The 23,429-nt window shown below is 39.2% G+C and carries 15 protein-coding genes and 1 pseudogene; 15 read left to right on the top strand and 1 reads right to left on the bottom strand.

Annotated features, from left to right (window positions below):
• Nucleotides 1-94: 94 nt before the first annotated feature.
• The 11 genes and pseudogenes from JCM10512_RS13195 to JCM10512_RS13150 all read left to right on the top strand — a co-directional run bounded on the left by JCM10512_RS13195 (nucleotide 95) and on the right by JCM10512_RS13150 (nucleotide 17,986).
• Entirely contained in the window at nucleotides 95-3,151 is a 3,057-nt protein-coding gene (locus JCM10512_RS13195; RefSeq protein WP_044163724.1) for a SusC/RagA family TonB-linked outer membrane protein, read from the top strand.
• 17 nt (nucleotides 3,152-3,168) lie between these two features.
• Nucleotides 3,169-4,158 carry a RagB/SusD family nutrient uptake outer membrane protein gene (locus tag JCM10512_RS24055; RefSeq protein ID WP_244437196.1) on the top strand — a complete coding sequence of 330 codons (990 nt, stop codon included), beginning with the start codon at nucleotides 3,169-3,171 and terminating at the stop codon, nucleotides 4,156-4,158.
• Complete coding sequence (locus tag JCM10512_RS24050; protein WP_244437195.1) at nucleotides 4,089-4,739, top strand: RagB/SusD family nutrient uptake outer membrane protein; 651 nt, start codon at nucleotides 4,089-4,091, stop codon at nucleotides 4,737-4,739. The genes JCM10512_RS24055 and JCM10512_RS24050 overlap by 70 nt, the downstream gene beginning before the upstream one ends.
• Nucleotides 4,740-4,846: 107 nt before the next feature.
• Entirely contained in the window at nucleotides 4,847-6,337 is a 1,491-nt protein-coding gene (locus JCM10512_RS13185) for a glycoside hydrolase family 28 protein (protein WP_158332220.1), read from the top strand.
• Nucleotides 6,338-6,344: 7 nt separating this feature from the next.
• Nucleotides 6,345-7,928 carry a glycoside hydrolase family 31 protein gene (locus JCM10512_RS13180; protein WP_044163720.1) on the top strand — a complete coding sequence of 528 codons (1,584 nt, stop codon included), beginning with the start codon at nucleotides 6,345-6,347 and terminating at the stop codon, nucleotides 7,926-7,928.
• A gap of 11 nt (nucleotides 7,929-7,939) precedes the next feature.
• A complete protein-coding gene (locus JCM10512_RS24045) occupies nucleotides 7,940-8,257 on the top strand; it encodes a glycoside hydrolase family protein (RefSeq protein ID WP_052517205.1) in 318 nt (105 codons plus the stop codon).
• A 41-nt stretch (nucleotides 8,258-8,298) separates the two neighbouring features.
• On the top strand, nucleotides 8,299-9,117 hold the full coding sequence (locus JCM10512_RS13175; RefSeq protein ID WP_052517204.1) for a glycoside hydrolase family protein: 819 nt from the start codon (nucleotides 8,299-8,301) through the stop codon (nucleotides 9,115-9,117).
• A gap of 34 nt (nucleotides 9,118-9,151) precedes the next feature.
• A complete protein-coding gene (locus tag JCM10512_RS13170; RefSeq protein ID WP_044163718.1) occupies nucleotides 9,152-10,939 on the top strand; it encodes an alpha-L-rhamnosidase-related protein in 1,788 nt (595 codons plus the stop codon).
• A 100-nt stretch (nucleotides 10,940-11,039) separates the two neighbouring features.
• Nucleotides 11,040-12,482 carry a sialate O-acetylesterase gene (locus tag JCM10512_RS13165; protein ID WP_044163717.1) on the top strand — a complete coding sequence of 481 codons (1,443 nt, stop codon included), beginning with the start codon at nucleotides 11,040-11,042 and terminating at the stop codon, nucleotides 12,480-12,482.
• A gap of 746 nt (nucleotides 12,483-13,228) precedes the next feature.
• Nucleotides 13,229-17,495: pseudogene (locus tag JCM10512_RS25105) on the top strand (hybrid sensor histidine kinase/response regulator transcription factor).
• A gap of 203 nt (nucleotides 17,496-17,698) precedes the next feature.
• Complete coding sequence (locus tag JCM10512_RS13150) at nucleotides 17,699-17,986, top strand: carboxypeptidase-like regulatory domain-containing protein (protein WP_148298395.1); 288 nt, start codon at nucleotides 17,699-17,701, stop codon at nucleotides 17,984-17,986.
• On the opposite strand, the gene JCM10512_RS13145 is transcribed toward JCM10512_RS13150, so the two are convergent.
• Entirely contained in the window at nucleotides 17,961-18,608 is a 648-nt protein-coding gene (locus tag JCM10512_RS13145; protein ID WP_148298394.1) for a hypothetical protein, read from the bottom strand. The two genes, JCM10512_RS13150 and JCM10512_RS13145, sit on opposite strands and share 26 nt — an antisense overlap.
• Before the next feature lie 276 nt (nucleotides 18,609-18,884).
• On the opposite strand from JCM10512_RS13145, the gene JCM10512_RS25100 reads away from it, so the two are divergent.
• From JCM10512_RS25100 to JCM10512_RS13130, 4 genes are all read left to right on the top strand, one after another.
• On the top strand, nucleotides 18,885-19,124 hold the full coding sequence (locus JCM10512_RS25100) for a hypothetical protein (protein WP_439644378.1): 240 nt from the start codon (nucleotides 18,885-18,887) through the stop codon (nucleotides 19,122-19,124).
• A complete protein-coding gene (locus tag JCM10512_RS13140; RefSeq protein WP_439644379.1) occupies nucleotides 19,007-21,166 on the top strand; it encodes a glycoside hydrolase family 2 TIM barrel-domain containing protein in 2,160 nt (719 codons plus the stop codon). The genes JCM10512_RS25100 and JCM10512_RS13140 overlap by 118 nt, the downstream gene beginning before the upstream one ends.
• A 68-nt stretch (nucleotides 21,167-21,234) precedes the next feature.
• A complete protein-coding gene (locus JCM10512_RS13135) occupies nucleotides 21,235-21,489 on the top strand; it encodes a beta-xylosidase family glycoside hydrolase (RefSeq protein ID WP_044163711.1) in 255 nt (84 codons plus the stop codon).
• Nucleotides 21,490-21,595: 106 nt separating this feature from the next.
• Entirely contained in the window at nucleotides 21,596-23,416 is a 1,821-nt protein-coding gene (locus tag JCM10512_RS13130) for a polysaccharide deacetylase family protein (protein WP_439644377.1), read from the top strand.
• Nucleotides 23,417-23,429: the final 13 nt, after the last annotated feature.

Here is a 23,429-nt window from a genome sequence, read left to right as displayed (position 1 = left end):
GATTTTTCTATTTGCGGATATTGTTTTCTTCTACATTTGCTCCTCGTAAAGCAATTAATAAGTATCAACCTTAATTATTTAATTATTGTAACTTATGAAAAACCAAAAAAAAATTAGGAATAGAATATTCCTTTCAATCCTTTTACTTATTGGAGTAGTTTTTGCTGCAAGAGCGCAGAACAAAACTGTGTCGGGTACAGTTGTCGACCCGAACGGAGAGGGGGTTATTGGTGCAAGTGTGTTGGTTAAAGGCACTTCTAATGGTTCGATTACCGACATCGATGGCAATTTTAAACTTCAAAACGTACCTGAGAATGGGACGATTTCCGTTTCTTATATAGGATATAAAGGAGTGAGTGTTTCCGTTAGTGGTAAAAACCGATTAAGAGTAGTTCTTCAGGAAGATCAAGAAGTGCTGGATGAAGTGGTCGTTATCGGTTATGGTACAGCCAGAAAATCGGATTTGACGGGTTCCACTGCACAAATTAAAGCGGAACATCTGACTGCCACTGTTGTGGGTAATGCATTAGAGTCTTTGCAAGGAAAAGCAGCAGGGGTAGCCGTTTTCAACGATAATAAACCGGGTGCTTCACCTAATATTCGTGTGCGTGGTAGCGGTTCCATTAGTGCAAGCAATGAACCTCTATATGTTGTTGACGGGTTTCCACTGATGGATAGCAACATTAATGACATTAATCCGAGTGACATAGAGTCAATGGAAATTCTTAAAGATGCTTCATCTACTGCTATTTATGGTTCTCGTGGAGCAAATGGTGTGGTGATGATTACAACTAAGACAGGAAAAACTGGAGCAAAAAATCTCTCGGTAAATACCTCGGTAGGAGTTCAGTTACCTGGACGTTTATCGAACATGATTTCTGGTGAAGATTTTATAAACTTTATGAATGCCGGGTACGTTAATCAAGGAAGTAATAAGCCTTTTCCCAATCTGGCATCTTCTTATTCGGCAAATACAAATTGGGAAAAAGAAATTCTTGAAAGTGCATCCATACTTCAAGATTATAGTGTTACATTTGACGGGAGCAATAATAAAACAGCCTATATGTTATCTGTAGGTTTCTATGATCAGGAAGGTTTACTAAAAGCTCAGAACTATCAAAAATATACCTATCACGGTAACCTGCAACATGAATTTAATAAATGGTTAACCGTAGGTGCAAATACTCAATTCACTCATAGTATTCAAGACATTTTTGATGGTGCATTATTAGATGTCTATAGATACGGATGGCCTACAGAGCCGGTAAAAAATGATGATGGATCTTATAATATTGCATCCATGCATAATACACATATCGTTTTCCCTTGGAACCCGATATTGGATATGGACGAGGTCTCAACTAAAAATACCACTAATCGCTTTCTAGGAACTTTATTCACTGAAATGCAATTATTCAAAGATCTGAAATACCGGTTAAGTTTAGGTGTAGACCTGAGAAATACTCGTAAATATAAATACGCCAGTTCTCAATCAGCAGAGAATTTTGCGTCCGGATCCAAAGGAAATGGATATAATTATTGGACAAAAGGTTTGAGTAAGGTAATGGAGAATATCCTGACTTATAATCATACATGGAAAAAACATCGTTTAACAGCAACAGCTGTGTATTCATGGCAGGACTTTACTTATGAGGATATAAACCTATCAGGAGCAGGCTTTGAAAATGACCAAACAGGTGCATGGTCTATGGGATTAGCCGAAAAAAGTTCTGTGAGCTGGTCAACGAATAAATATAGTAACACCCTGATTTCATTTACAGGTAGAGCATCGTATGTCTATGACGATAGATATCTGTTAACAGTAACCAGTCGTTGGGATGGTTCATCACGTTTTGGAACAAATAATAAATGGGGATACTTTCCATCAGCAGGTATTGGTTGGCGTGTGTCTCAGGAGTCATTCCTGAAGGATAATAAAACCATTACGAACCTGAAACTTAGGAGTAGCTTCGGCATTACCGGTAATCAGGAAATTGGTAATTATAATTCATTGGCTCAGTTGACCGCTTCGAATTATACGGATGGAAGTTCAGTTATCAAAGGTTTTAAAGAGTCTATAGGTAATGATGATTTGAAGTGGGAAAGGACTACTCAGGTAGATGTAGGTTTTGATCTTAGTTTGTGGAACCGCTTGGATGTTACTTTTGACTATTATACACGTAATACCAATGATCTATTGTATAATGTTCCTATTCCTTCTACATCAGGTTATTCCAGTATTCTAAGTAACATTGGTAAGGTATCCAACCATGGTTGGGAACTAACACTTGGTGGCACTGTCATTGACAGCAAGGACTTCAAATTAAATGCATCAGCAAATGTTACATATAATAAAAACGAAATCAAAGAATTATATGGAGATGTTGATCAGGTAGCGGTACGGTATGATTCTGGTGGATTAGCTCGTATTCTGAAAGTCGGCAATCCCGTAGATGGTGTTTATGCTCGTCGTTCATTAGGAATTATCAAGACACAGGGACAACTTGAAGCTTATAAAAAAGCGGTGCCCAACACAGCAACTACGGCTAAGCTAGGTGATGAAATGTATGAGGATATGGATGGTGACGGTTCAATCAGTACGGAAGATTATGTGTGTATTGGTTCGGTTCAACCTAAATACTTTTATGGATTAAATATTAATATGGAATATAAAGGCATAGGTCTTGCTATTTATGGACAGGGAGGACACAAATATGCGTCGATTTCAGGCGCCGAGGATTACTATACAAATAATTCGGCCTGGTCTATGGGATATGCGAACCTGACAAGCTATTTACTCTATGGAGAAAACCAGTTGGTGAATAATGTATATACTCCTACCCAATATGCTTATGACCGCATGTGGAGCGAGAGCAACCCGAATGGTAGTTTCCCTGCTGCAGGAGCACATGGTGTTTATCTATCCGATAGAACAAATGCGAATTGGAAATATTTTATACTGAAAAATATTCAGCTAAGTTATGACCTGGGTCCATTATTGAAAATCAAAACAGTGAAGTCATTGAAGGTTAACTTGAACTTCCAGAACTTTGTGACATTTGCCGACCACCGTGGATATAATCCTATAAACGGTGATACGAGTAATCCATGGGCGAAGTCTGTTATTTTAGGAATTAATGCTAAGTTCTAACTTAAAAAAAATCCATTATGAAACAATTAAAATATATTTTAAGCGGATTAGCTCTGTGTATACTTTTTATATTTAATAGTTGTACAGACTTAACTGAAACTCCCTATACTTTCATTGATCCGGGTAGTTTTTATAAAAATGAAGAACAATTAAATGCCGGGCTAACGAATGTTTATAAGAATTTTCGAAGCATGATGAGTGATTATACCTATACAATGCGCATTGAAGAATGTACTGAGTTAGGCCAGCCTTGTCAAACGAAAGAAAACGGGCATTATATTAATTGCTGGTATGATATAAACAATGCCAGTTCATCTACATTCTCGAATGTATGGAAAGCGGCGTATGTTACAATAAACAGTACTAATACCGTATTGGCACGCGGTGAGAATGTGACCATGAATGATGATAGTAAAGCGGCGATTTTTGCTCAGGCACGTTTTCTACGTGCATATACTTACTTTATACTTGTACGTTTGTATGGTGGAGTGCCTATTCCTGAAACATTTACAAGTAGCCTTGATGGGTTGGAAATTCCCCGAGAATCTGTAGAAACTGTTTATGACTATATAATTACCGATCTGGAATATTGTGAAAGTATTCTTCCAACAAGAGGCACATCCAGTTATGAAGTGTGGAGGGTTTCAAAGGGTGCTGTTCAGGCATTGTTTAGTGAGGTTTACCTGACATTGGCTTCAATGGAAGATAATAATAGCTATTATCAGAAGTGCATTGATTATAGTGAAAAAGTAATCAAATCTGATATCTATGATTTAGTAGAAGAGTATACCGATCTTTGGTATGCATTTAATGCTAATGCCAAGAACAATAAAGAGTCTATTTTTGAATTACAATTCTCAGCAGAAGCCAATCAGCCAACTGGTGTCATCAGATGTTTGGCTTTGCCAATAGTTTCACTATTCCGGGATATGGATATATGTACTATCATCGCTTTGGCCCATCTATATACACATGGGAAAGTTATGACGCACAAGATGAACGCTTAGATGTATTTGTTACAAAATTCACGTATAACGGAACCGATTATGAATTTCAGGCATCGGATAATGGTTATTATCCCGGGGTGAAAAACTGGGTGTCGGCAACACCGGGTAATGCTAAGTTTTATGACTATCAAACCAGCGCAGAACTTAAATGTCCGGCAGCTAATATGTACATGTTGCGTTATTCTGAGATCTTATTAAATTATGCAGAAGCAAAGAATAAGTTAGGTGATACAGGCGAAGCCTTGAAAAAATTAAATTTAGTTCACGAACGTTCCGGATTAACTGCTTTAAGCAGTATGAACCAGGAGGATCTGGATGAAGCAATCTTTCAGGAGAGAGCATGGGAATTCATTGGTGAAGCTAAATTTTATTATGATGCACTTCGCACAAATCGTTTGGGTAAGAGGCTAAAAGCATTTATGGATCGTGGTGTGGCCGATGGAATGTATCTCTTTCAGGATTTAATGTTCGTTCCGCAGAAAAGTTTTTTATGGAAAATTCCGCAAGGAGATTTGGATTCAAATCCGGCATTGGAACAGAATCCTGATAATGTATCCGACCCGAATATTCCTTTGAGGTAAAATGTTTGTTTGATTAATCGGGTAATTGTGGTAACACAGTTACCGATTGTAACTTGTCAGGATGTATGCGAAAGTCTACCCCCATATTCCTTATAGCGTTTTTTTCGTTGTGTTTAACAGCTTGCGAATTAAGAAATCCGGCACTGTCTGTTTTATCTGGCGAAGAAGTGGGTGATAGTTGTTTATCCGAAACAATATTACCTGTAGAAGTTCCTTTCCCTATGCCTGAATTTCGAAAACCTGTTTTTCCGGATACTATTGTATGTTTATCAATAGCCTCGATTCAAGATTCCCTGCAAACTATTTATATTAATAGTCAGATCATTGCACTGAGTGAAGCCGGCGGAGGTACAATATCTTTAGAAGAGGGGAAATGGCAAACAGGTAGGATAGAATTGAAAAGCAATATAAACCTGCACTTTCCCGAAAAAATAGAAATCTATTTCAGCAACCGGCCAGAAGATTATCTACCTGTTGTGTTCACCCGTTATGAAGATGAAGAGTGTTTATCTTCCGGTGCTTTTATATATGCTAATAATCAGAAAAATGTAGCACTGACTGGATGTGGAAAACTGATTGGACCAGAATTGAGTGGTAAGTTGTTCAATACTTTCCGGGAACAGTTCAATAACAAAGCAATTCGGAAAAAAGATGCCGGAGTTCCTGTTGAAGAACGTATTTATGATGGCTCAAGTTTAGATGCCACCATGTTATTACTGAATATATTTTTACCGATAAATTGTGAAGGCGTATTTGTTGAAGGAATTAGAATAGAAGGTTCTTTAGCTTGGAATACAGCTCCGATTTATTGTGCGAATGTAATTATCCGTGGTGTAAATATTTATTTAGTTGGCGTTCCAGCAGGGGGTGGCATTAATATAGAATCAACGAAGAATGTATTGATAGAATTTAGTACATTAGCCAGTGGAGATGACTGTTTTACCATAAAGGTCGGAAGCGGTGAAGATGGTGCACGGGTAAATAAATCTTCTGAGAACATCGTTATACGTTATTGCCTTGCATTGACTGGAGATGGTGGAGTGACAACTGCAGGAGGTATAAAGAACGTTTATGTACATGATTGTGTGTTCAGCGGTACAACTCGTGGACTACGTTCTAAGACGGGAAGAGAACGTGGAGAGGGAGGTGATTCTTTATTTTATGAGCGTATCCGTATACGAAATGCCACCAAGGCCTTGAACTGGGATATGCTTGGAAGTACATATGTCATGGGCGAATTGGCCGAACGCTCTCCTATTCGTAGAAAAACACCGCTCACTCCGAGCTATAGCAATATTCATATAAAAGACATAGTCGTTGAAAATGCCGGTAAGTTTATATGTGCATCGGGAATTCCTGAATCACCTCTGGTAAACGTAACGGTGGAAAATGCAATTGTGTCATGCAATAAACTTCCTGAATTTACTGATGTTGATAGTTTTTCTATAAGAAACTCATCAATAATTTCGCAGGATAGTATTATGACTTTTATAGATGCGCGGAATATAACATTTGAAAATGTAAAGATGACTTTACTACATAAATTGTGTCTAAATAAAAGAGGCCCTTTAACTACTAATATTATTATTAAAAAATAAGATACATATGAAAGGTTTAATCAATTTGCTGATTGCGTTTTTTATTAGCGGAAGTTTACAAGCCCAATACATTACTGAAGTACAATCTCTGAAAGATGAATATTGGTGGGGTGGTGTTACTGCTTATGGTCAGAAGATGCCGTATGTAGAACCTATCAGAGAATATAACTTGTTAACTGAAAACAATAACAATCAGGTAGTTTCGTTGTTGCTTTCCAATAAAGGCCGGTTTATATGGAGTGACTATCCGTTTAAGTTTACCGCTTCTAAGGATGGTCTCAGAATTAACTCCGACTTTGAAAAAGTAGATATAAAAACGGGTGGATCAACATTAAGAGAGGCGTACCTCACGGCTTGTCAAAAATACTTTCCTCCTGAAGGGAAACTGCCTGAAAATCTGTTTTTTACAGTTCCTCAATATAATACATGGATTGAATTGATGTATAATCAGAATCAGAAAGATGTCTTAGAATATGCCCATAACATTATTGCCCATGGTTTCCCGCCGGGAATATTAATGATAGACGATAACTGGCAAAATTATTATGGCAATTTTGAATTTAAATCGAAAAAATTCCCTAACCCTAAAGCGATGGTTGATGAATTACATAGATTAGGGTTTAAAGTCATGTTATGGATATGCCCGTTTGTTTCTGCTGATAGTCCGGAGTTTAGGGAACTGGATAGAAAAGGATTTTTGATAAAAGATCATCGGAATAAGCCCGCGATATTGAATTGGTGGAACGGTTATAGCGCTTGTTACGACTTTACCCATCCGGATGCAGTGGATTATTTTGTTTCAACATTGAAAGATGTGCAAAAGAAATATGGTATAGATGGTTTCAAATTAGATGCCGGAGACAATGGTATTTATGCCGATAAAGATTTGATAAGCTATAAACCGGATGCAATTGCTACTGACCATACAAAGGCTTGGGCGCAGATTGGCCTGGAATTTCCTTTTAATGAATACCGGGCTTGCTGGCAGATGGGTGGAAAACCCTTAATACAGCGGTTGGGTGACAAGAATTACTCTTGGAGTGCAGTGCAATCTCTAATCCCCGAAATGATTGCTGCCGGATTATTAGGCTATGCTTTTACCTGCCCCGATATGATAGGTGGTGGCCAATATAAATCATTCCTGAATATAAAATCAAATGAGTTTGATCAATCGCTTATTGTTCGTTCTACCCAAATACACGCACTGATGCCGATGATGCAATTTTCTGTAGCTCCATGGCGGATTTTAGATGACGAGAATCTAGACATTGTTAAATGTATGGCGCATCTGCATGAACAAATGAGTGAATACATAATGGAATGTGTCCGAATGTCGGCTAAATCAGGAGAACCTATTGTCAGGCACATGGAGTACTCATTTCCTAACGAAGGATTTGAAATATGCAAAGATCAGTATATGTTGGGCGACAAATATATGATAGCACCCGTGGTTACAAGTGAGAATAAACGGTATGTAAAATTACCTAATGGTCGTTGGAAGGATGATCAGGGAAAGATACATCGTGGTGGGAAAACAATAACAATAGATGTGCCGTTGTATCGATTACCTTATTTTGAAAAACAGAAATAATAAATAAAAAGATGAGAATACTATTTTTACTATTAATAACTCTGCCATGGCAAGTGTTTGCACAAGTTTCTACCTCTGATAAATCGTTGTTTACTATTGTAGGAGGTCCCGATTATCCGGTTGTTGAAGCTAAAACGCCAGGAGCGGAAAATATTCAGGGAGGATTTGAGGCAGGATCGGTTGTGAAAATAAATGGGATATTTCATATGTTTCCAACCGAGCGGGTAGGAGAACCTGGTGCACATGTTCATCATGACAGGGTAAAAACAAGAATTGGGCATTGGACAAGTAACGATGCAAAAAATGGACACGTCAGTCAACGATTTTAGAGTCTACCGGAGTATATGCTTTAGTTCATGAAGATAATCCGATGAATGATCGTCGTTCGGCTATTTGGTCTTTTAACGCTGTTTTTAATGAAAAAAGCAACAGATGGAATGGATTTTATCTAGCTTATACTACGGATAAAGACATATCACCTAACCATTCATTTGGCCGGATATGGAGATGTGAATCCGAAGTTGAAGGAATGGAAGGAATAGGCGGCCCTTATCGTGACTTGGGCATTATAATTGAACCAGGATTAGATTCTCAGCTATGGGAAGGACGGCAAGGAGTTGATTCATTCTATCCTTTTAAAGTTGATAATGGTTGGTATGCTTTTATTGGTGGCGCATTCCCTTTTGAAACGAAAAAAGACTATCCTTTAAAAGGGGGTGAGAAGATGAAGGCATGGTATGTAGGTCTTGCTCAATCAAATACCATAGAAGGACCATGGACACGGATGGGGGAAGATATCAATCCGATTGTATCAATCCATCCAACTTTTGTAGAAAATCCGATTGTCTCGCAATTACCTAACGGGCTTTATATCGCAGTTTTTGATGGTGGACCGGAATCGTTGAACTTACCTAATCAGATAGGATATACATTATCTAAGGATGGCTTGAACTGGACAAAAGCACGCTATCTTAATATTGAATCAAAAGTAAATAAATGGTGGATGACAATGCGTACGCCTCTCTGTCTGATCCCTGAAGAAGATGACATTTATACTATTGTTTATACAGCCTGGATGGAAGATCCGAAAAAGCCTAAATCGGGAATCAAAACTCGTTTTAATCCAATTGGAATGGTTAAGGTAAAATTGGATCACAGTATACTTGAAGAAATTACAAATAGCTTGTAATTAGAGTGTTCGGAATATCCATAAAATAAATGATATGAATAGAATTGAAATAATAAAAATATTTATATGCACAACTCTGGTTTTATTGGCGGATGCTCAACTGAAAGCAGAAATCCCTCCTATGTTTAGTACAAAGGTTGTGCAAAAGATGCAGAAAGACGAATTAACAAAGGTGTATTTTCCTGCAGAACGCATTGTTTGGGTGAATTCCGGAAACGGAAAAATGGTTAAAAATGAAGATGTATTATTGAAATCGGGGAATGGACAAGCCGATTTAACCAATAGAATATGCTGTGTTATGACCAATTTGGAAAATGATACAGCGTCTGTATTACTTGACTTTGGTAGAGAAATTCATGGAGGTTTACAATTGGTGTTAGGACATTGCACAAGCCAAAAGCCAGCTTTGGTACGTATTCGTTTCGGTGAGTCGGTTGGAGAATGTAATAGCGAACTGACATATAGTAGTGGGAAAATTGGTTATTCCACGAATCATCACGCCATGCGTGATATTATAATGGAAATCCCCAATTATGGATCAATAGAAATAGGTAATACAGGATTTAGATTTGTTCGTATCGATCTTCTACAAGAAAAAACTACCATAAATTTAGCAGAAGCGCGCGCTATATTACGCTATAGAGACATTCCTTATCTGGGCTCGTTTAACTGCAATGACGAACGTTTGAATCAAATCTGGTTAACAGGAGCTTATACTGTTCACTTAAACATGCAAGAATATCTATGGGATGGTATAAAACGGGATCGGCTTATTTGGTTGGGTGATATGCATCCCGAAGTTGCAACAATAATGGGAGTGTTTGGTGATAATGAAGTTGTTCCTAAGACGCTTGATCTTGCATGTGAGCAATTTCCTTTGCCAAGCTGGATGAACAATATGAGTGCCTATTCTTTATGGTATTTAATCATTCATCATGATTGGTATATTCATGGCGGTGATATTGATTTTTTAAATAAGCATAAAACATATATCTTAGGACTAATTGATCTTATTGTAAATAAGATAGATGAAAATGGGAATGAAAATCTTGCAAAAGAACGTTTCTTAGATTGGCCTTCTTCATGGAATAAAGAGGGAGTTGAAGCAGGTTTTCGGGCACTTATTGTATGGGCAATGAAAGATGCAGAAGAAATATGTAATATATTGCATGAACCAATCTCTGCACAAAAAGCAGCACTGTGTATTAAACGACTGAATCAGAACATTAAGGAACCCAATAAACTGAAGCAGGCAGCCTCACTGATGTCTATTGCAGGGATACTCGATCCTTTAAAGGCGTGTAATGAAGTTGTTTCTGTTGATGGTGCAAAAGGTTTTTCCACTTTTTATGGGTATTATATGCTGCAAACACAGGCTTTAGCGGGTCAATATCAACAAGCAATGGATATCATTCGCCAGTATTGGGGTGGCATGCTTGATATGGGTGCTACTACCTTTTGGGAAGATTTTAATTTAGATTGGATGGATAATGCTGCTCGTTTGGATGAAATAACTCCACCCGGCATGAAGGATATACATGGCGATTTTGGAGCACATTGTTATTTAGGGTTTCGGCATAGTCTTTGTCATGGTTGGGCTTCAGGACCTACGGCATGGATGTCGGAACATGTACTGGGTATAAAAGTTATAGAGCCAGGATGTAAAGTCATTCGCATAGAACCACATTTAGGTGATTTGAATTGGGTTGAAGGTACATTTCCAACACCTTATGGAATTGTCAAAGTGAAACATACAAAGAGTTTTGATGGAAATGTAATTTCGAAGGTCGACGCACCAAAGGAAATAAAAATCATTCAATAGGCTTTTATCTCAACGAAGTGGGAGAAATATCTCTAATTTTTCCATTATTTGATATCTTTGTTTATGTTAAACACTAATTCATTAAACACTAAATTTTGTGATGAAAAAGATTTTATATTTATCGGTCATTCTATTTATAATCATTGTTCCTTTAACAGTATTTTCACAAGTAAGTCTCCCGAAAGTGCTTGGAGACAATATGGTACTCCAACAGGGAAAGAAAGTGACTATTTGGGGAAATGCTGCTCCGGCTGAAAATGTCGTGGTCAAATTTCAAAAACAAAACAAGAAAACAAAAGCAGATGAAAATGGGAATTGGTCAGTTCAACTTGACGAACTTAATGCGACTAATAAACCTCAGCAATTAATAGTTCAAGGTAAAAACAATAAGATATTATTGAAGAATATTTTGATTGGTGAAGTTTGGTTGGTGTCAGGTCAATCAAATATGGAATATTCCATGAACAATCATCCACAGTTCGCTAAGCCCAAGAAAGGTGATCCTGATTATCTTTATAAAAAATATAAAAGTGCTAAAGAACCGACTATAAGAGTTTTGTATGTCGAGAAAAACTTAAATACTGATACACTACCGTCCAAAGGCTGGCAAATGATAGACGAAGAAACGCTGAAACCTGTTTCAGCTATAGGATATTTTTTCGCAAAAACATTGGTGGATAGTTTGAATGTTCCAGTTGGCTTTATTTCTACTTCCTGGGGTGGTACACCAATAGAAACATGGACACCCGAAGAAGCTTATCAGAACTCTGCTGTTTTTAGAAGTAAGGTGGTTGATAATAAATTGAATAATGTAGTTATTGGCGAGAGATTTCATAAGATGGTAAGGCCCATGGTTCCTTATTCGCTAAGAGGTTTTCTTTGGTATCAAGGTGAAACAAACGTGATAGAAGGAGATCGTGGAAACTATGCGGATAAGAAAAAGTTATTTATTGAGAGTTGGCGTTCTGCATGGAATGACAATAATCTGCCATTCTATTATGTTCAATTAGCTCCATTTGCATATTCACAACAAAGAGATTTACTGCCTAAAACATGGGATGCTTTACCAAATGTCTGGGAAGCACAAACTTCATGCATGAGTATTTCTCGTACAGGTATGGTAGTGACAACCGATCTGGTTGATAATCCAAGAGATATTCACCCTTCATATAAATGGATAATTGCAGATAGACTTGCGCGTTGGGCTTTAGTCAAAGACTATGGCTGGAGAAATCTGGTTTATTGTGGCCCAATTTATAAGACGATGACAATAAGTGAGGATAAAGTTATACTTGAATTTGATTATACGGGATCAGGACTCACTACAAATAACGGTAAAGATCCAGATTGGTTTTATATGAAAAATGAGAAAGGGGTCTTTGTTAAAGTAAATGCCACTATTGAAAATGATAAGATTGTAATCTTAAGAGGAAACAATAAGAATGTACCAGTAGAAATTCGGTTTGGATGGGACGAAATAGCTATGCCCAATTTGATCAATAAAGAAGGGCTTCCGGCATCACCATTTAGGACAAGTAAGTAAAGCTGTTGTGAAATATATAAACAATTTATAATGAGGTGAATATAAGAAATATTCTAAATTCTGAACTTAAGGTTGGCTATATAGCTGATAGTAGCCAAAAGTTCCATTGCCAGAAAAGACGAAAATAACGGACCAAACAGCAATGTCATCATTGAAGACTGTAAGTTCGGGTTTTGTCATAGTGCGTTGACTTGTGGTAGTGAATCTATTCATAATCGAAATGTAATTTTCAGAAGAATAGAAATTGACGGGGCAAGGGGATTTCTGCTGTTTGAAATGCGTCCAGATACGCATCAGAATTACGAATGTCTGCGGGTAGAAGATGTCGTGGGAGATATTGGATCGCTTATATCAATCACTTCCTGGAAGCTATTCTATGATCTTAAAGGATATTCCCAACCTGCCTTCGAGGGTTATGAACATTGTTATGCAAAATATAAAGATAGACTGCAATGATTTTTTTAAAGTGGGAGTGTAATTTAAACCCAAATTGTATGTAACCAAATTGAGTTAGCTTGTAACCAAAATGGTTTTGGATAATCATTAAAGAAAATGAGTTATACCATTATAGAACCTCGGTAAATCATTGTGGAAATACTTATTATACTATTGACGATGGTTATTTTAGGACTATTTGTTTTGATATTTTTGGTAGTTATTGTGCTTGTTTCTTTCTTTTTCATTATCTATTCGCGTTGATAAATCATAATTTGTGTAATTTTGGCGTTGAAATCAGCTAATATCATATGAAAAACCTCATCTTATTTTGGCTTATTCTTTTTAATCCTATAATAGGAATGGTCCGTGCCTCTGTTGATGTACGATCTGCTTTTCTGACTTCTAGCGATGGGTTGGGGAATAATTTTGTACGTCATATTTTCCAAGATAGTAAAGGCTTTCTATGGATGAGTACGTTGAATGGGCTTACTCGTTATGATGGTTATTCTTTTGCTACATTTCGCCCGAAGAAAGGGGATCAAATTTCATTAGCAGGTCGTCATGTCAGGGAAGTCAGTGAAGATAAAAATCATTTTTTATGGATCAAGGTTGCTCCTGAGTATTTCAGCTGTTATGATTTGAGCCGCGAATGTTTTGTTGATTATACAGGGTGTGGGGCACATGAGGATAAATATGCCTTTCGAACGGAAACGACCCATGGAAACACTTGGCTGTGGTATCACAGGACTGGCGCACGAAAAGTCTCTTTTAAGAATGGACGGTTTGAATCAGTGGTATTTAATAAGGAGAACGGAAAGATGCCTTCGAACTGGGTGAAACAGTTGAAAGAAGATGCCGATGGGAGAATCTGGATTTGTACGGACAAAGGTTTAGTATGTATTGTGGGTGAAGAATCCCGTGTCATAGCTACAGGTATAGACTTTACCGATGTAATGTTTTACCGGAATGATGTTTTCCTGCTTTCTTGTGATTTACATATATATAAAGTAAAACCGGATGGAAAAGAGCTAAGGTTGGTTGGGCAGTTGAGAACTGGAAATCACGGAAAAACGGTTACAGCCAGTTTTATGCAACATGACGATTGGGTTCTCCTGACTTCCTCGGGAGGATACGTTTTCGGCTTACATGATGAGAGACAGAAAGAATCGGGGAAATTGGACATTCCTAATGGCCGGAGTATTTGTGACAAACAGGGTAACTTGTGGATTTATAATGACAGAGGACTGATTCGGTACTTCAATGTTACCACTGGGAAAATAAAAGATTTTCATGTTGCTATTGGTGACCTAGTGACATCGGAATGGCTTCGGGCCATGCAGGATTCGAGAGGATGGCTTTGGATGGCAACTTTCGGAGATGGGCTTTATGTGTATGACCCAGTTAAGGATACCACCACTCACTTCAAATATACGGTAGGGAGTTTTAATCAAATATGCTCCAATTCCCTGGCTTCTGTTATGGAAGATCGTTCGGGAGACATCTGGATTACCTCTGAATCGGCGGGTATTGTTCACCTTACTGTGCAGAACGAACGGACGATGCGTCTTTATCCCGAAGATAAGGGTGTCATCAACAATACGAATGCTATTCGTCTGATATATTGTACTCGTGATGGTGACGTTTGGATAGGAAACCGTAACGGTGATTTATTTCAATATGACGGACGCCTCGAAAAAAAATGCAAACCCAGCATTTTCCTTCAAGTATTTGCTGCATGTACGAAGATGATAAAAGGAAAATATGGTTGGGTACCCGTTGGCATGGCGTTTGCATTGATGGCCATTGGTATAATAACCAGCCGGTGACTGGCAGTCCCTCTCGGGAGAAAAAGTTTTTGAGATATTCCGTGACTATAAAGGGCGGATGTGGGTAGGAACTATGGGGGGTGGATTAAACCTCACCTTGCCGGATGGTGATAAATATGTCTTTCGCCGTTTTCTAACACATAGTGTAGACGCAAAAAACATCAGGTGCATTATGGGTGATGAGAAAGGCTATATGTGGGTCGGAACATCCGATGGGCTTTACGTATTTCACCCCGATACACTAATTGCACGTCCTCATCGTTATTTCCATTACAGTTACGGGAATAGAAAATTACTTGCAAATCAGGTAAAGTATGTTATGCGTGATAGCAAGGGCCAGGTATGGGTTGGCACACAGGGCGGAGGTTTGAGTTATTGTAAGCCGAATCAGGGGTATGGGAATCTTTCTTTTACTCATTTCACGAAGGGAGACGGATTGGTAGATGATGTCGTCCAGTCTATAGCGGAAGATGACGAAGGAAGACTTTGGATTGCTACGGAATATGGTATTTCACGTTTTTTGCCGGTGACCCGGACATTTGAAAACTTCTTTTTTTCCAATGCAGTTCAAGGAAATGTATACAGTGAGAGTACGGTAGCCAAACTTTCTGATGGGCGGTTACTTTTTGGTACCAATTATGGAATGGTCATTATTGATCCTGAGAAAATCGTTTCGCCGCAAACTATTACGCATGTCGTATTGACTAATTTTAAAGTGAATGGTGTGTCTATGCATCCTGGCGAGGGAGATTCCCCTTTGATGCACGCTCTGGCTTATACGGATAAGATTGAACTAATGCATTATCAAAATTCATTTGTCGTTGAATTTTCGACATTTGATTATTCGGTGGCCAACGGATCTCAATACACATATAAACTGGAACCTTTTGATACGGACTGGAGCGAGCCTTCTTCTTTGAATTTCGCTGTTTATAAAAAGATGGCTCCCGGCACTTACCGTCTACATGTAAAAGCATGTAATTCTGCCGGTATATGGAGTGAGACTGAGACTATACTTGAGATAACAATTAAACCGCCATTCTGGAGATCTTCCATAGCCTATATGCTCTACTTTGTGATTATTTGTACGGTACTGTATGTGACTTTCCGTATTGTGAGGAAATTCAATACCTTGCGCAATCGTATTGAGGTTGAAAAGCAGCTTACTGATTATAAGCTCATGTTCTTTACAAATATTTCTCATGAATTTCGCACTCCGCTTACTTTAATAAGAGGGGCGTTGGAAAAGATCGAAGATCTAGGACCCGTATCGGAGGAAATGACTTATCCGGTACGCTTGATGCACAAGAGCACTGAGCGGATGCTAAGGCTCATTAATCAACTGCTGGAATTTCGTAAAATGCAAAGTAATAAACTGACATTGATGCCGGAACAAACGGATGTGATTCCGTTCCTCCGGGAAATCTGGCTCAGCTTTGAAGAGACTGCCGGCGACAAAAGAATCAGTTATGCGTTTGAGCCGTCCGAACCTCATTATCAGATGTATGTAGATAGGGAGAAGTTGGATAAAATCGTGTATAACCTTCTTTCCAACGCTTGTAAATATACGCCTGATGGGGGTAGTATTACGTTTGCTGTCAATGTGGAAGAAGCAGATCACCAATTGGTATTTTCAGTGAGTGATACGGGCATTGGCATTCCCAAAGAGAAGCAACGTGAGCTTTTTTCACGTTTTATGCAAAGCAGCTTCTCGCATGACAGTATGGGAGTCGGCCTGCACCTGACATATGAATTGGTCAATGTACACGGAGGACGCATCACATACAAGGAAAGGAAGGGAGGCGGTTCCGTATTCACTGTCAGCCTGCCATTGGAGCAGGTGCAGTTTCCTGAGCAGCAAACTGCAGTATCCCCGCTTGGGAATCGTAGTGCTTTAGGTGAGAATTTAAATGCAAGCCAAGGAAGCGACGTTAGAACTGAAACTCCTGTTCCATTGCAGCAACTACCGTCTGTGAACAGGCGGAAAATTCTCATCATAGAAGATGATAGCGATGTAAGCCGATTCCTTGTTACGGAGTTGGATCCTTATTTTGAAGTGACCACGGCATTCGATGGACTTTCCGGATTGCAGTCCGCACAAACATTTGATGGCGACCTGATTATTTGCGACGTGTTGATGCCGGGAATGAACGGTTTTGATGTGACTCGCCGTTTGAAAAGTAATTTTGATACCAGCCATATTCCAATTATCCTGCTGACCGCTATGAGTACGGCGGAGAATCAGCTGGAAGGGACCAAGAGCGGTGCTGATGCTTATATCACCAAGCCTTTCAGTCCGAAGCTTTTATTGGCACGTGTTTCACAACTTATTGACCAGCGCGACAAGTTGCGTGAAAAATACACTAAAGACCCGACTTTGATAAATCCTATTCTTTCGACAGCGGAGTTGGATCAGAAATTTGCCGACAAACTTAAATCCGTTATGGAACAGCATCTGGAAAATCCTGACTTTTCAATAGACGACTTCTCTACTGAGCTGAAGATGGGGCGTACCGCTTTTTACCGTAAGGTGAAAGGAGTTACCGGATATACTCCCAATGACTATATGCGTATCTTTCGTATGAAGAAGGCTGTAGAACTGTTGCAAGACGGGCATTATAACGTAAGTGAGATTACGTATAAAGTTGGAATGAAAGATCCGCATTATTTCAGTCGCTATTTTAAAGAACTATTCGGTGTATCTCCATCCACCTATCTTCGGGGAGATAAAGAACCTACGAAAGAATAGTGCCGTTCAAAAGCCTGTATTATCGTACAACTTAAAAAAAGGGTGTACGACTTTCCACGAAGACGTACATATCTCCACCTATATGGCAGTATCAGGTATTGCCAAGCCAGCATTTCCTTTATACTTTTGTCTCGTAACTAAATAGAGCTCATTTAGTTTTAGTTAATCTTTTATTTATTAACTCTTAAATTCACATGGAAAACATGAAGAAAAGACGAAAGATATTTGTCATAGGGACGAATTGTTTAAAATTGGTATTCATTGCTTTATTGTATAGCCCCTGCGTATTATTTGCTCAGGGAAAATCAATATCCGGAACTGTAACGGATAATGTCGGTGAGCCGATTATAGGTGCCAGTATTTTGTTGAAAGGTACAACTAATGGTATCATTACCGATCTGGACGGAAAATTCACTCTGCACAATGTGCCTAAAAATGGCATCATCTCCATTAGCTTTATAGGATTTAAGGAATGCATTGAACGGTGTTAGTGTAAGAGATAAACGCTTGTATGCGGGGGCCGTAAGATATTCTGGAACGAACATCCACAGGAAAATCCGCTTTATTGATGTGTCCACAAGTGCATTCTCTGCTACAAATCCGATGTTCGGTTACCAAGGGAGCTATGGTAGGAAGATCAATGACCTGACGTGTACCTTCCACCCTGGATGGAACCCCTGACAAAGAACCGCCGCAATGCCTGCAATACTCGCACACGTGGGTTTGAATAACATCAGGATCAGGACAATACTCCAAAGTGTGACCCTCATGCCCGGGCTGCCCTCCGGTGGGCAGATCCGATTTCCGGCGGAGCGAACGGGTGCGCAATATCTGTGCCCTTGCAATCGGATTCTTTGAGGCTGGGATACTGCTATTGCAGCTGTTCTTCACAGGAAGCTCAAAAGAGGATAGTTTCTTTTGCAGCTTGAGGTTCTCACTGGTGAGTCGTTTTATCTCTTGATCCTTCAAACCAAGAAGACGATCTTTGGAAGCCAACTCTTTGAGAAGAGTCTTTTTCTCCTTTGCAACACTGGAAAACTGGTTGCGAAGGGAAGTCAACTCCTCATATAAAGTAGAGAGGATAAAGGGGATATCATTCAATTGTTCTTCCACAGTGCAAAGGTAAAGACCAATACAAACAAAGAAGAAAAAATGACCGATAGATTATCAACCGGATATCAACACCAACACCAATTACAATACTATTTTCTATTTTAAAGGACCTGAGTAGTTACCAAAACTCTCTCCTTCTTTTTAAGTTCTCAAATTTATGTAATGATTATGAAGGCAATATGTTTTCTTGTTTTTTATACATTCGTTTCTGTATGTATTTTTTCACAGAATGTATCCAGAAAGGAATTTAATTTCAATTTCAATTGGAAATTTAATTTGGGCCACGTGGAAAATGCACCGGCTATTGATTTCGATGACAATAGTTGGCGTAGCATTGATTTACCACACGATTTTCAAATTGAAATGCCTTGGGAGAAATCGGGAAATAGTCAGCGCGGATACAAGGCAATGGGAGAAGCTGGTACCGTAAAACGTTCAAAGCCGATCCTAAGTGGAAAGGAAAGCGCGTCTTGCTTGATATTGAAGGTATTATGCTCAATGGAGACGTATATCTGAATGGAGAAAAAGTGGGTGGTACCGATTACGGTTACCTCGGCTTTGAAGCAGACATCACCAAGCGTATTAATTACGATGGCGACAATGCTGTAGCTGTATATGCCAGTACTCGTGGAAACTCACGTTGGTATACCGGTGGCGGATTGTTCAGGGATGTACATTTAATTGTAAAGGATTCTATTTCCGTTGCACGGCATGGGGTTTTTATCACCACCCCGGAGATTTCAGCCGAAAATGCTAAAGTAAATCTACAGGTGGAAATTGAGGGCTTTCGGGGGAAAAGTGCGGATATGGAAATCTCGGTTAAGATCTTTTCTCCTGGTGGGAGGCTGGTAGGTGAAACTAAAACCATAGCTCCTAAAAGGTCAAAAAAGCAAACGGATGAAGTACCATTACCCGTGGTGAATGTTGCTGATCCACAACTTTGGGATTGCGAGCATCCGAATCTTTACACCGCTGAAATTTCTTTGTCGCTGGACGGAAAAATTATAGATAACGTAACGGAGAAATTCGGCATTCGCTCTATCGAATTTTCAAAAGAATACGGATTCAGATTGAATGGGAAAAAGGTTTTCCTCAAAGGCGTTGCCAACCATCACGATTTGGGGGCGGTTGGAGCGGCTGCCCACGAATTTGCTATTGAGCGTATGTTCAAGAAGCTGAAAGAGTTTGGATACAACCACATACGTACTTCCCATAATCCATATTCCGAATCGTTTTTGCGCCTTGCCGATAAATATGGTATTTTGATTACTGATGAACTTTACGATAAATGGAGTAATAAAGATTATTGGGCGGGACGTGTACCTTGGACTGATATTGTTTTTAGAAATATACCTGAGTGGATAAAGCGCGACAGGAATCATCCTTCCGTCATTATGTGGAGCCTCGGCAATGAACTACAGATGCGTGAAGACTTAGCAGGTTTCCCTACAGGCGACTGGGGAGTAACCACCTACCGGATGCTTGACATACTGGTAAAACGGTATGATCCTACCCGCAAGACTACAGTAGCGATGTATCCTTCCCGTGCGGGTGGCATTTCTAAGAACGATTTGGACTTTAATACAAAAATACTTCCGCCCGAACTTGCTACCGTCACCGATATAGCAAGTTTCAATTACCGTTGGATGAATTATTCGGAATATCTAAAACATGCTCCCGATATGATTATTTACCAAAGCGAGGCTACTACGAATGAACGACTTGCACCATATTTTGGGATGGATAGGGAAAAAATGGTAGGACTTGCTTATTGGGGGGCAATAGAATATTGGGGGGAATCAAGAGGTTGGCCCAACAAAGGTTGGAGTTTTTCTTATTTTGACCATGCGCTAAATCCTTTTCCTCAGGCATACCTGATAAAGAGTGCTTTTAACGATGAGTCTATGGTATATATAGGTATCGTAGACAAGGCCTCTGAGAGTATGGAATGGAATGAGCAAACTATTGGAACATTGAATATATCTGACCATTGGAATCGGGAAGAGGGAAAACTATATAATGTTTTTACTTTTACCAATGCCGATAAAGTAGAACTTTTGGTGAACGGGAAGTCCTTTGGTATAAAGAAGAATGATTTTAAAGATGTTAGTAAACGTAATCAAATTCTCTGGCAGAATATTCCATACGTGGAAGGAAAGATAACCGCCATTGCCCGTATTGATGGCAAAGAAGTAGCCCGCCATCAATTGGAAACAACCGGAAAAGCTGTCGCTTTGCGTCTTGAACCGGAAAACAATAATTGGGTAGCGGATGGTATGGATTTGCAGTATATAAAGGTATGTGCAGTAGACAACAAAGGTCGTAAAGTCCCTACTGTTACGCGAGAAGTTGTTTTTGATGTATCGGGCCCAGCCCGCCTGATTGCAGTGGACAACGGCGACCATAAAAGCAATGAATTGTTTGCGGGCAATAAGAGACAGTTGCACAATGGTTTTGCCATGGCAGTTCTCCGTTCTGCACAATCCGCTGGTAAAGTGAAGATTAAAGCGAGTGTGGCAGGATTGAAAAATGTGGAAATGAATTTAGAAACGAAATAAATAAAAGTGAATACGAGATTTTTTTTATTAATCCTCTCTTTGCTCTAGTGATAATTGGAAAGAAGGAAATGACTAAACAGGTTCCTTATAACAAGCAAGATGTTTATCTGAAAGTGGAGGCAAAGGGCTTGGATGTGAATTTCAGTTTTGGGGAAACGTCTGAAAAAATGATAAATATCGGTGTAATACAAAGCTTAGAAGTTATTTCAGATAACAAATTCAATAAATTCAATGGTCCGGGCATTGGAGTTTATGCTACAAGTAACGGTAAGCCATCAAAAAATGAAGCTTCTTATGATTGGTTTGAATATAAAGCTCAGTAATTAATAATAATTTGAAGAATAAATACCAAGAGTCCACTTGAAAAAGTCTTTTTTGTTATAAATTAACGCCCTACGAGCGCTTCTTAAAGGGGGTAAAAGTGCCAAAATGTACTTTTTCAAGTGGGCTCATACCAATAAAATGAATAAAAAGAATTCTTTATTTATAATCTTTTGTCTGTTTTTTGTTTTTCTGGTTTCAGCACAGAAAAAAAATACTCATGTGTTTATTACGGCAGGACAGTCAAATACCGATGGTCGGGTAAGCAATAAACTTCTACCGGAGTATATAAAAAAATTGGCAATAGACACTGTCTATTTTAAGGATGGTGCGTATAAATATTGTAAAATCTCTCAGAATCGTAATGATGGGCATTTTATACCCTATTTTCCCAAAGGCCGGATTTCAGAAGGCTTCTGGACGTATGACGCGGTAACCTATTATCTTCTGGAACAAGTCCTACAGGAAAATTTTTATGTCGTGAAGTATGTGGTTGGAGGAACTTCCATACAATATCCCAACGACACTGCTAAAGGCCGGTACTGGTCGGCAAATACGGAATGGCTTGAGAAAACCGTTTCTTTTGAAAAGAAGGGAAAGTCACTCTTGCTCTCGTTTACCGATGCTATTGATGCGGCGATTGATTCTACATTGTCTAAACTTGAAGGAGGTTATCAGATAGATGCATTTCTGTGGCATCAGGGAGAGAGTGATGACCGGTATGCCGGAAAATATTACGATAACCTGAAAGCAGTGATTGCTTATGTGCGTAATCATCTGACCGAAAAAACGGGAAAGGATTATTCAAAACTACCCTTTGTTTTTGGCTCTATTCCCGAGTCGAACCGTCATTACAAGCCTGAAATTGATGCTGCCATGAAACGTATAGCCAATGAAGATCCTAATGCTTATCTCATTGATATGTCCGCACAGGAATTACAAAAGGACCGGACACATTTTAATGAAAAATCGGCGGAATATTTGGGAAAGAAAGTCTATAAGACTTTAGATAAAATATTAATACTGAATGGCTCAGGTTTTCGCGTCGCCAGATACAAGGATGACAAGGCCTGCGCTATCAGCTTCACCTTTGATGACGGATTGGCGGAACATTATTCGTTGGTTGCTCCTGCAATGGAGAAACTCGGTTTCAGAGGTACATTTTGGGTGAATGGTCGGACAATAGCCGACACAACTTATCAGCGGGGATTTGCACGTATGACGTGGTCCCAGATGAAGAAAATGGCGGACAAGGGACACGAAATTTCCAGTCATGGCTGGGCTCACCGCAATGTGACAAAACTTTCTCCGGAGGAATTGCACCATGAATTAGAGCACAACGATACTGTTATTTTTCAGAATACGGGTGTTTTCCCCCGCACTTTCTGCTATCCCGGAAATGCCAAAAACAACGAAACCATTGCTTTTGCAGAGAAAAACCGGATCGGAACACGCACCCTGCAATTTTCGGTCGGGGGAAAAAGTACCAGGGAGAATCTGGACAGGCGTTTGGCTGACCTACTCGGGAACAAAGGTTGGGGAGTGACTATGACCCACGGGATAACATACGGCTATGACCATTTCAGTGATGCGGGTATCTTTTGGGAGTATCTGAAAAAGGTGAAGACACTGGAAGACAGGATATGGGTGGGAACTTTCCGCGAAGTTGCCGCTTATGTAAAGGAACAAAAAGCGGTAACTTGTGATGTGGCAAAAACGGATAAAGGCTTTAGCGTCGTTCCACGGTTGGCATTGGATAAAAACCTTTTCACCGAACCTTTAACCGCTGTCATTGGACGGAAGGGTATAAAGAAAGTTGCAGTCCGTCAAGGGAAGAAAAAATTAAAAGTGAGAATACTTCAAGATAAGGCACTTTTTGACTTTGATCCTTTTGGTGGCAAAATTGATGTAGAGGTAATAAATAAATAGAATAATTTAAAGC

This window comes from Bacteroides reticulotermitis JCM 10512 (assembly GCF_000517545.1).
Lineage (GTDB): Bacteria > Bacteroidota > Bacteroidia > Bacteroidales > Bacteroidaceae > Bacteroides > Bacteroides reticulotermitis.
Note: the sequence above shows the minus strand (reverse complement) of the source record. Positions and strands in the feature narration are given on the sequence as shown.

Excerpts from the sequence above, each read along its gene's own strand:
- JCM10512_RS13195 (WP_044163724.1), top strand. The coding sequence starts at position 95 with ATGAAAAACCAAAAAAAAATTAGGAATAGAATATTCCTTTCAATCCTT.
- JCM10512_RS24055 (WP_244437196.1), top strand. The coding sequence starts at position 3,169 with ATGAAACAATTAAAATATATTTTAAGCGGATTAGCTCTGTGTATACTT.
- JCM10512_RS24050 (WP_244437195.1), top strand. The coding sequence starts at position 4,089 with ATGTACTATCATCGCTTTGGCCCATCTATATACACATGGGAAAGTTAT.
- JCM10512_RS13180 (WP_044163720.1), top strand. The coding sequence starts at position 6,345 with ATGAAAGGTTTAATCAATTTGCTGATTGCGTTTTTTATTAGCGGAAGT.
- JCM10512_RS24045 (WP_052517205.1), top strand. The coding sequence starts at position 7,940 with ATGAGAATACTATTTTTACTATTAATAACTCTGCCATGGCAAGTGTTT.
- JCM10512_RS13175 (WP_052517204.1), top strand. The coding sequence starts at position 8,299 with ATGAATGATCGTCGTTCGGCTATTTGGTCTTTTAACGCTGTTTTTAAT.
- JCM10512_RS13170 (WP_044163718.1), top strand. The coding sequence starts at position 9,152 with ATGAATAGAATTGAAATAATAAAAATATTTATATGCACAACTCTGGTT.
- JCM10512_RS13165 (WP_044163717.1), top strand. The coding sequence starts at position 11,040 with ATGAAAAAGATTTTATATTTATCGGTCATTCTATTTATAATCATTGTT.
- JCM10512_RS13150 (WP_148298395.1), top strand. The coding sequence starts at position 17,699 with ATGAAGAAAAGACGAAAGATATTTGTCATAGGGACGAATTGTTTAAAA.
- JCM10512_RS13135 (WP_044163711.1), top strand. The coding sequence starts at position 21,235 with ATGACTAAACAGGTTCCTTATAACAAGCAAGATGTTTATCTGAAAGTG.
- JCM10512_RS13130 (WP_439644377.1), top strand. The coding sequence starts at position 21,596 with ATGTACTTTTTCAAGTGGGCTCATACCAATAAAATGAATAAAAAGAAT.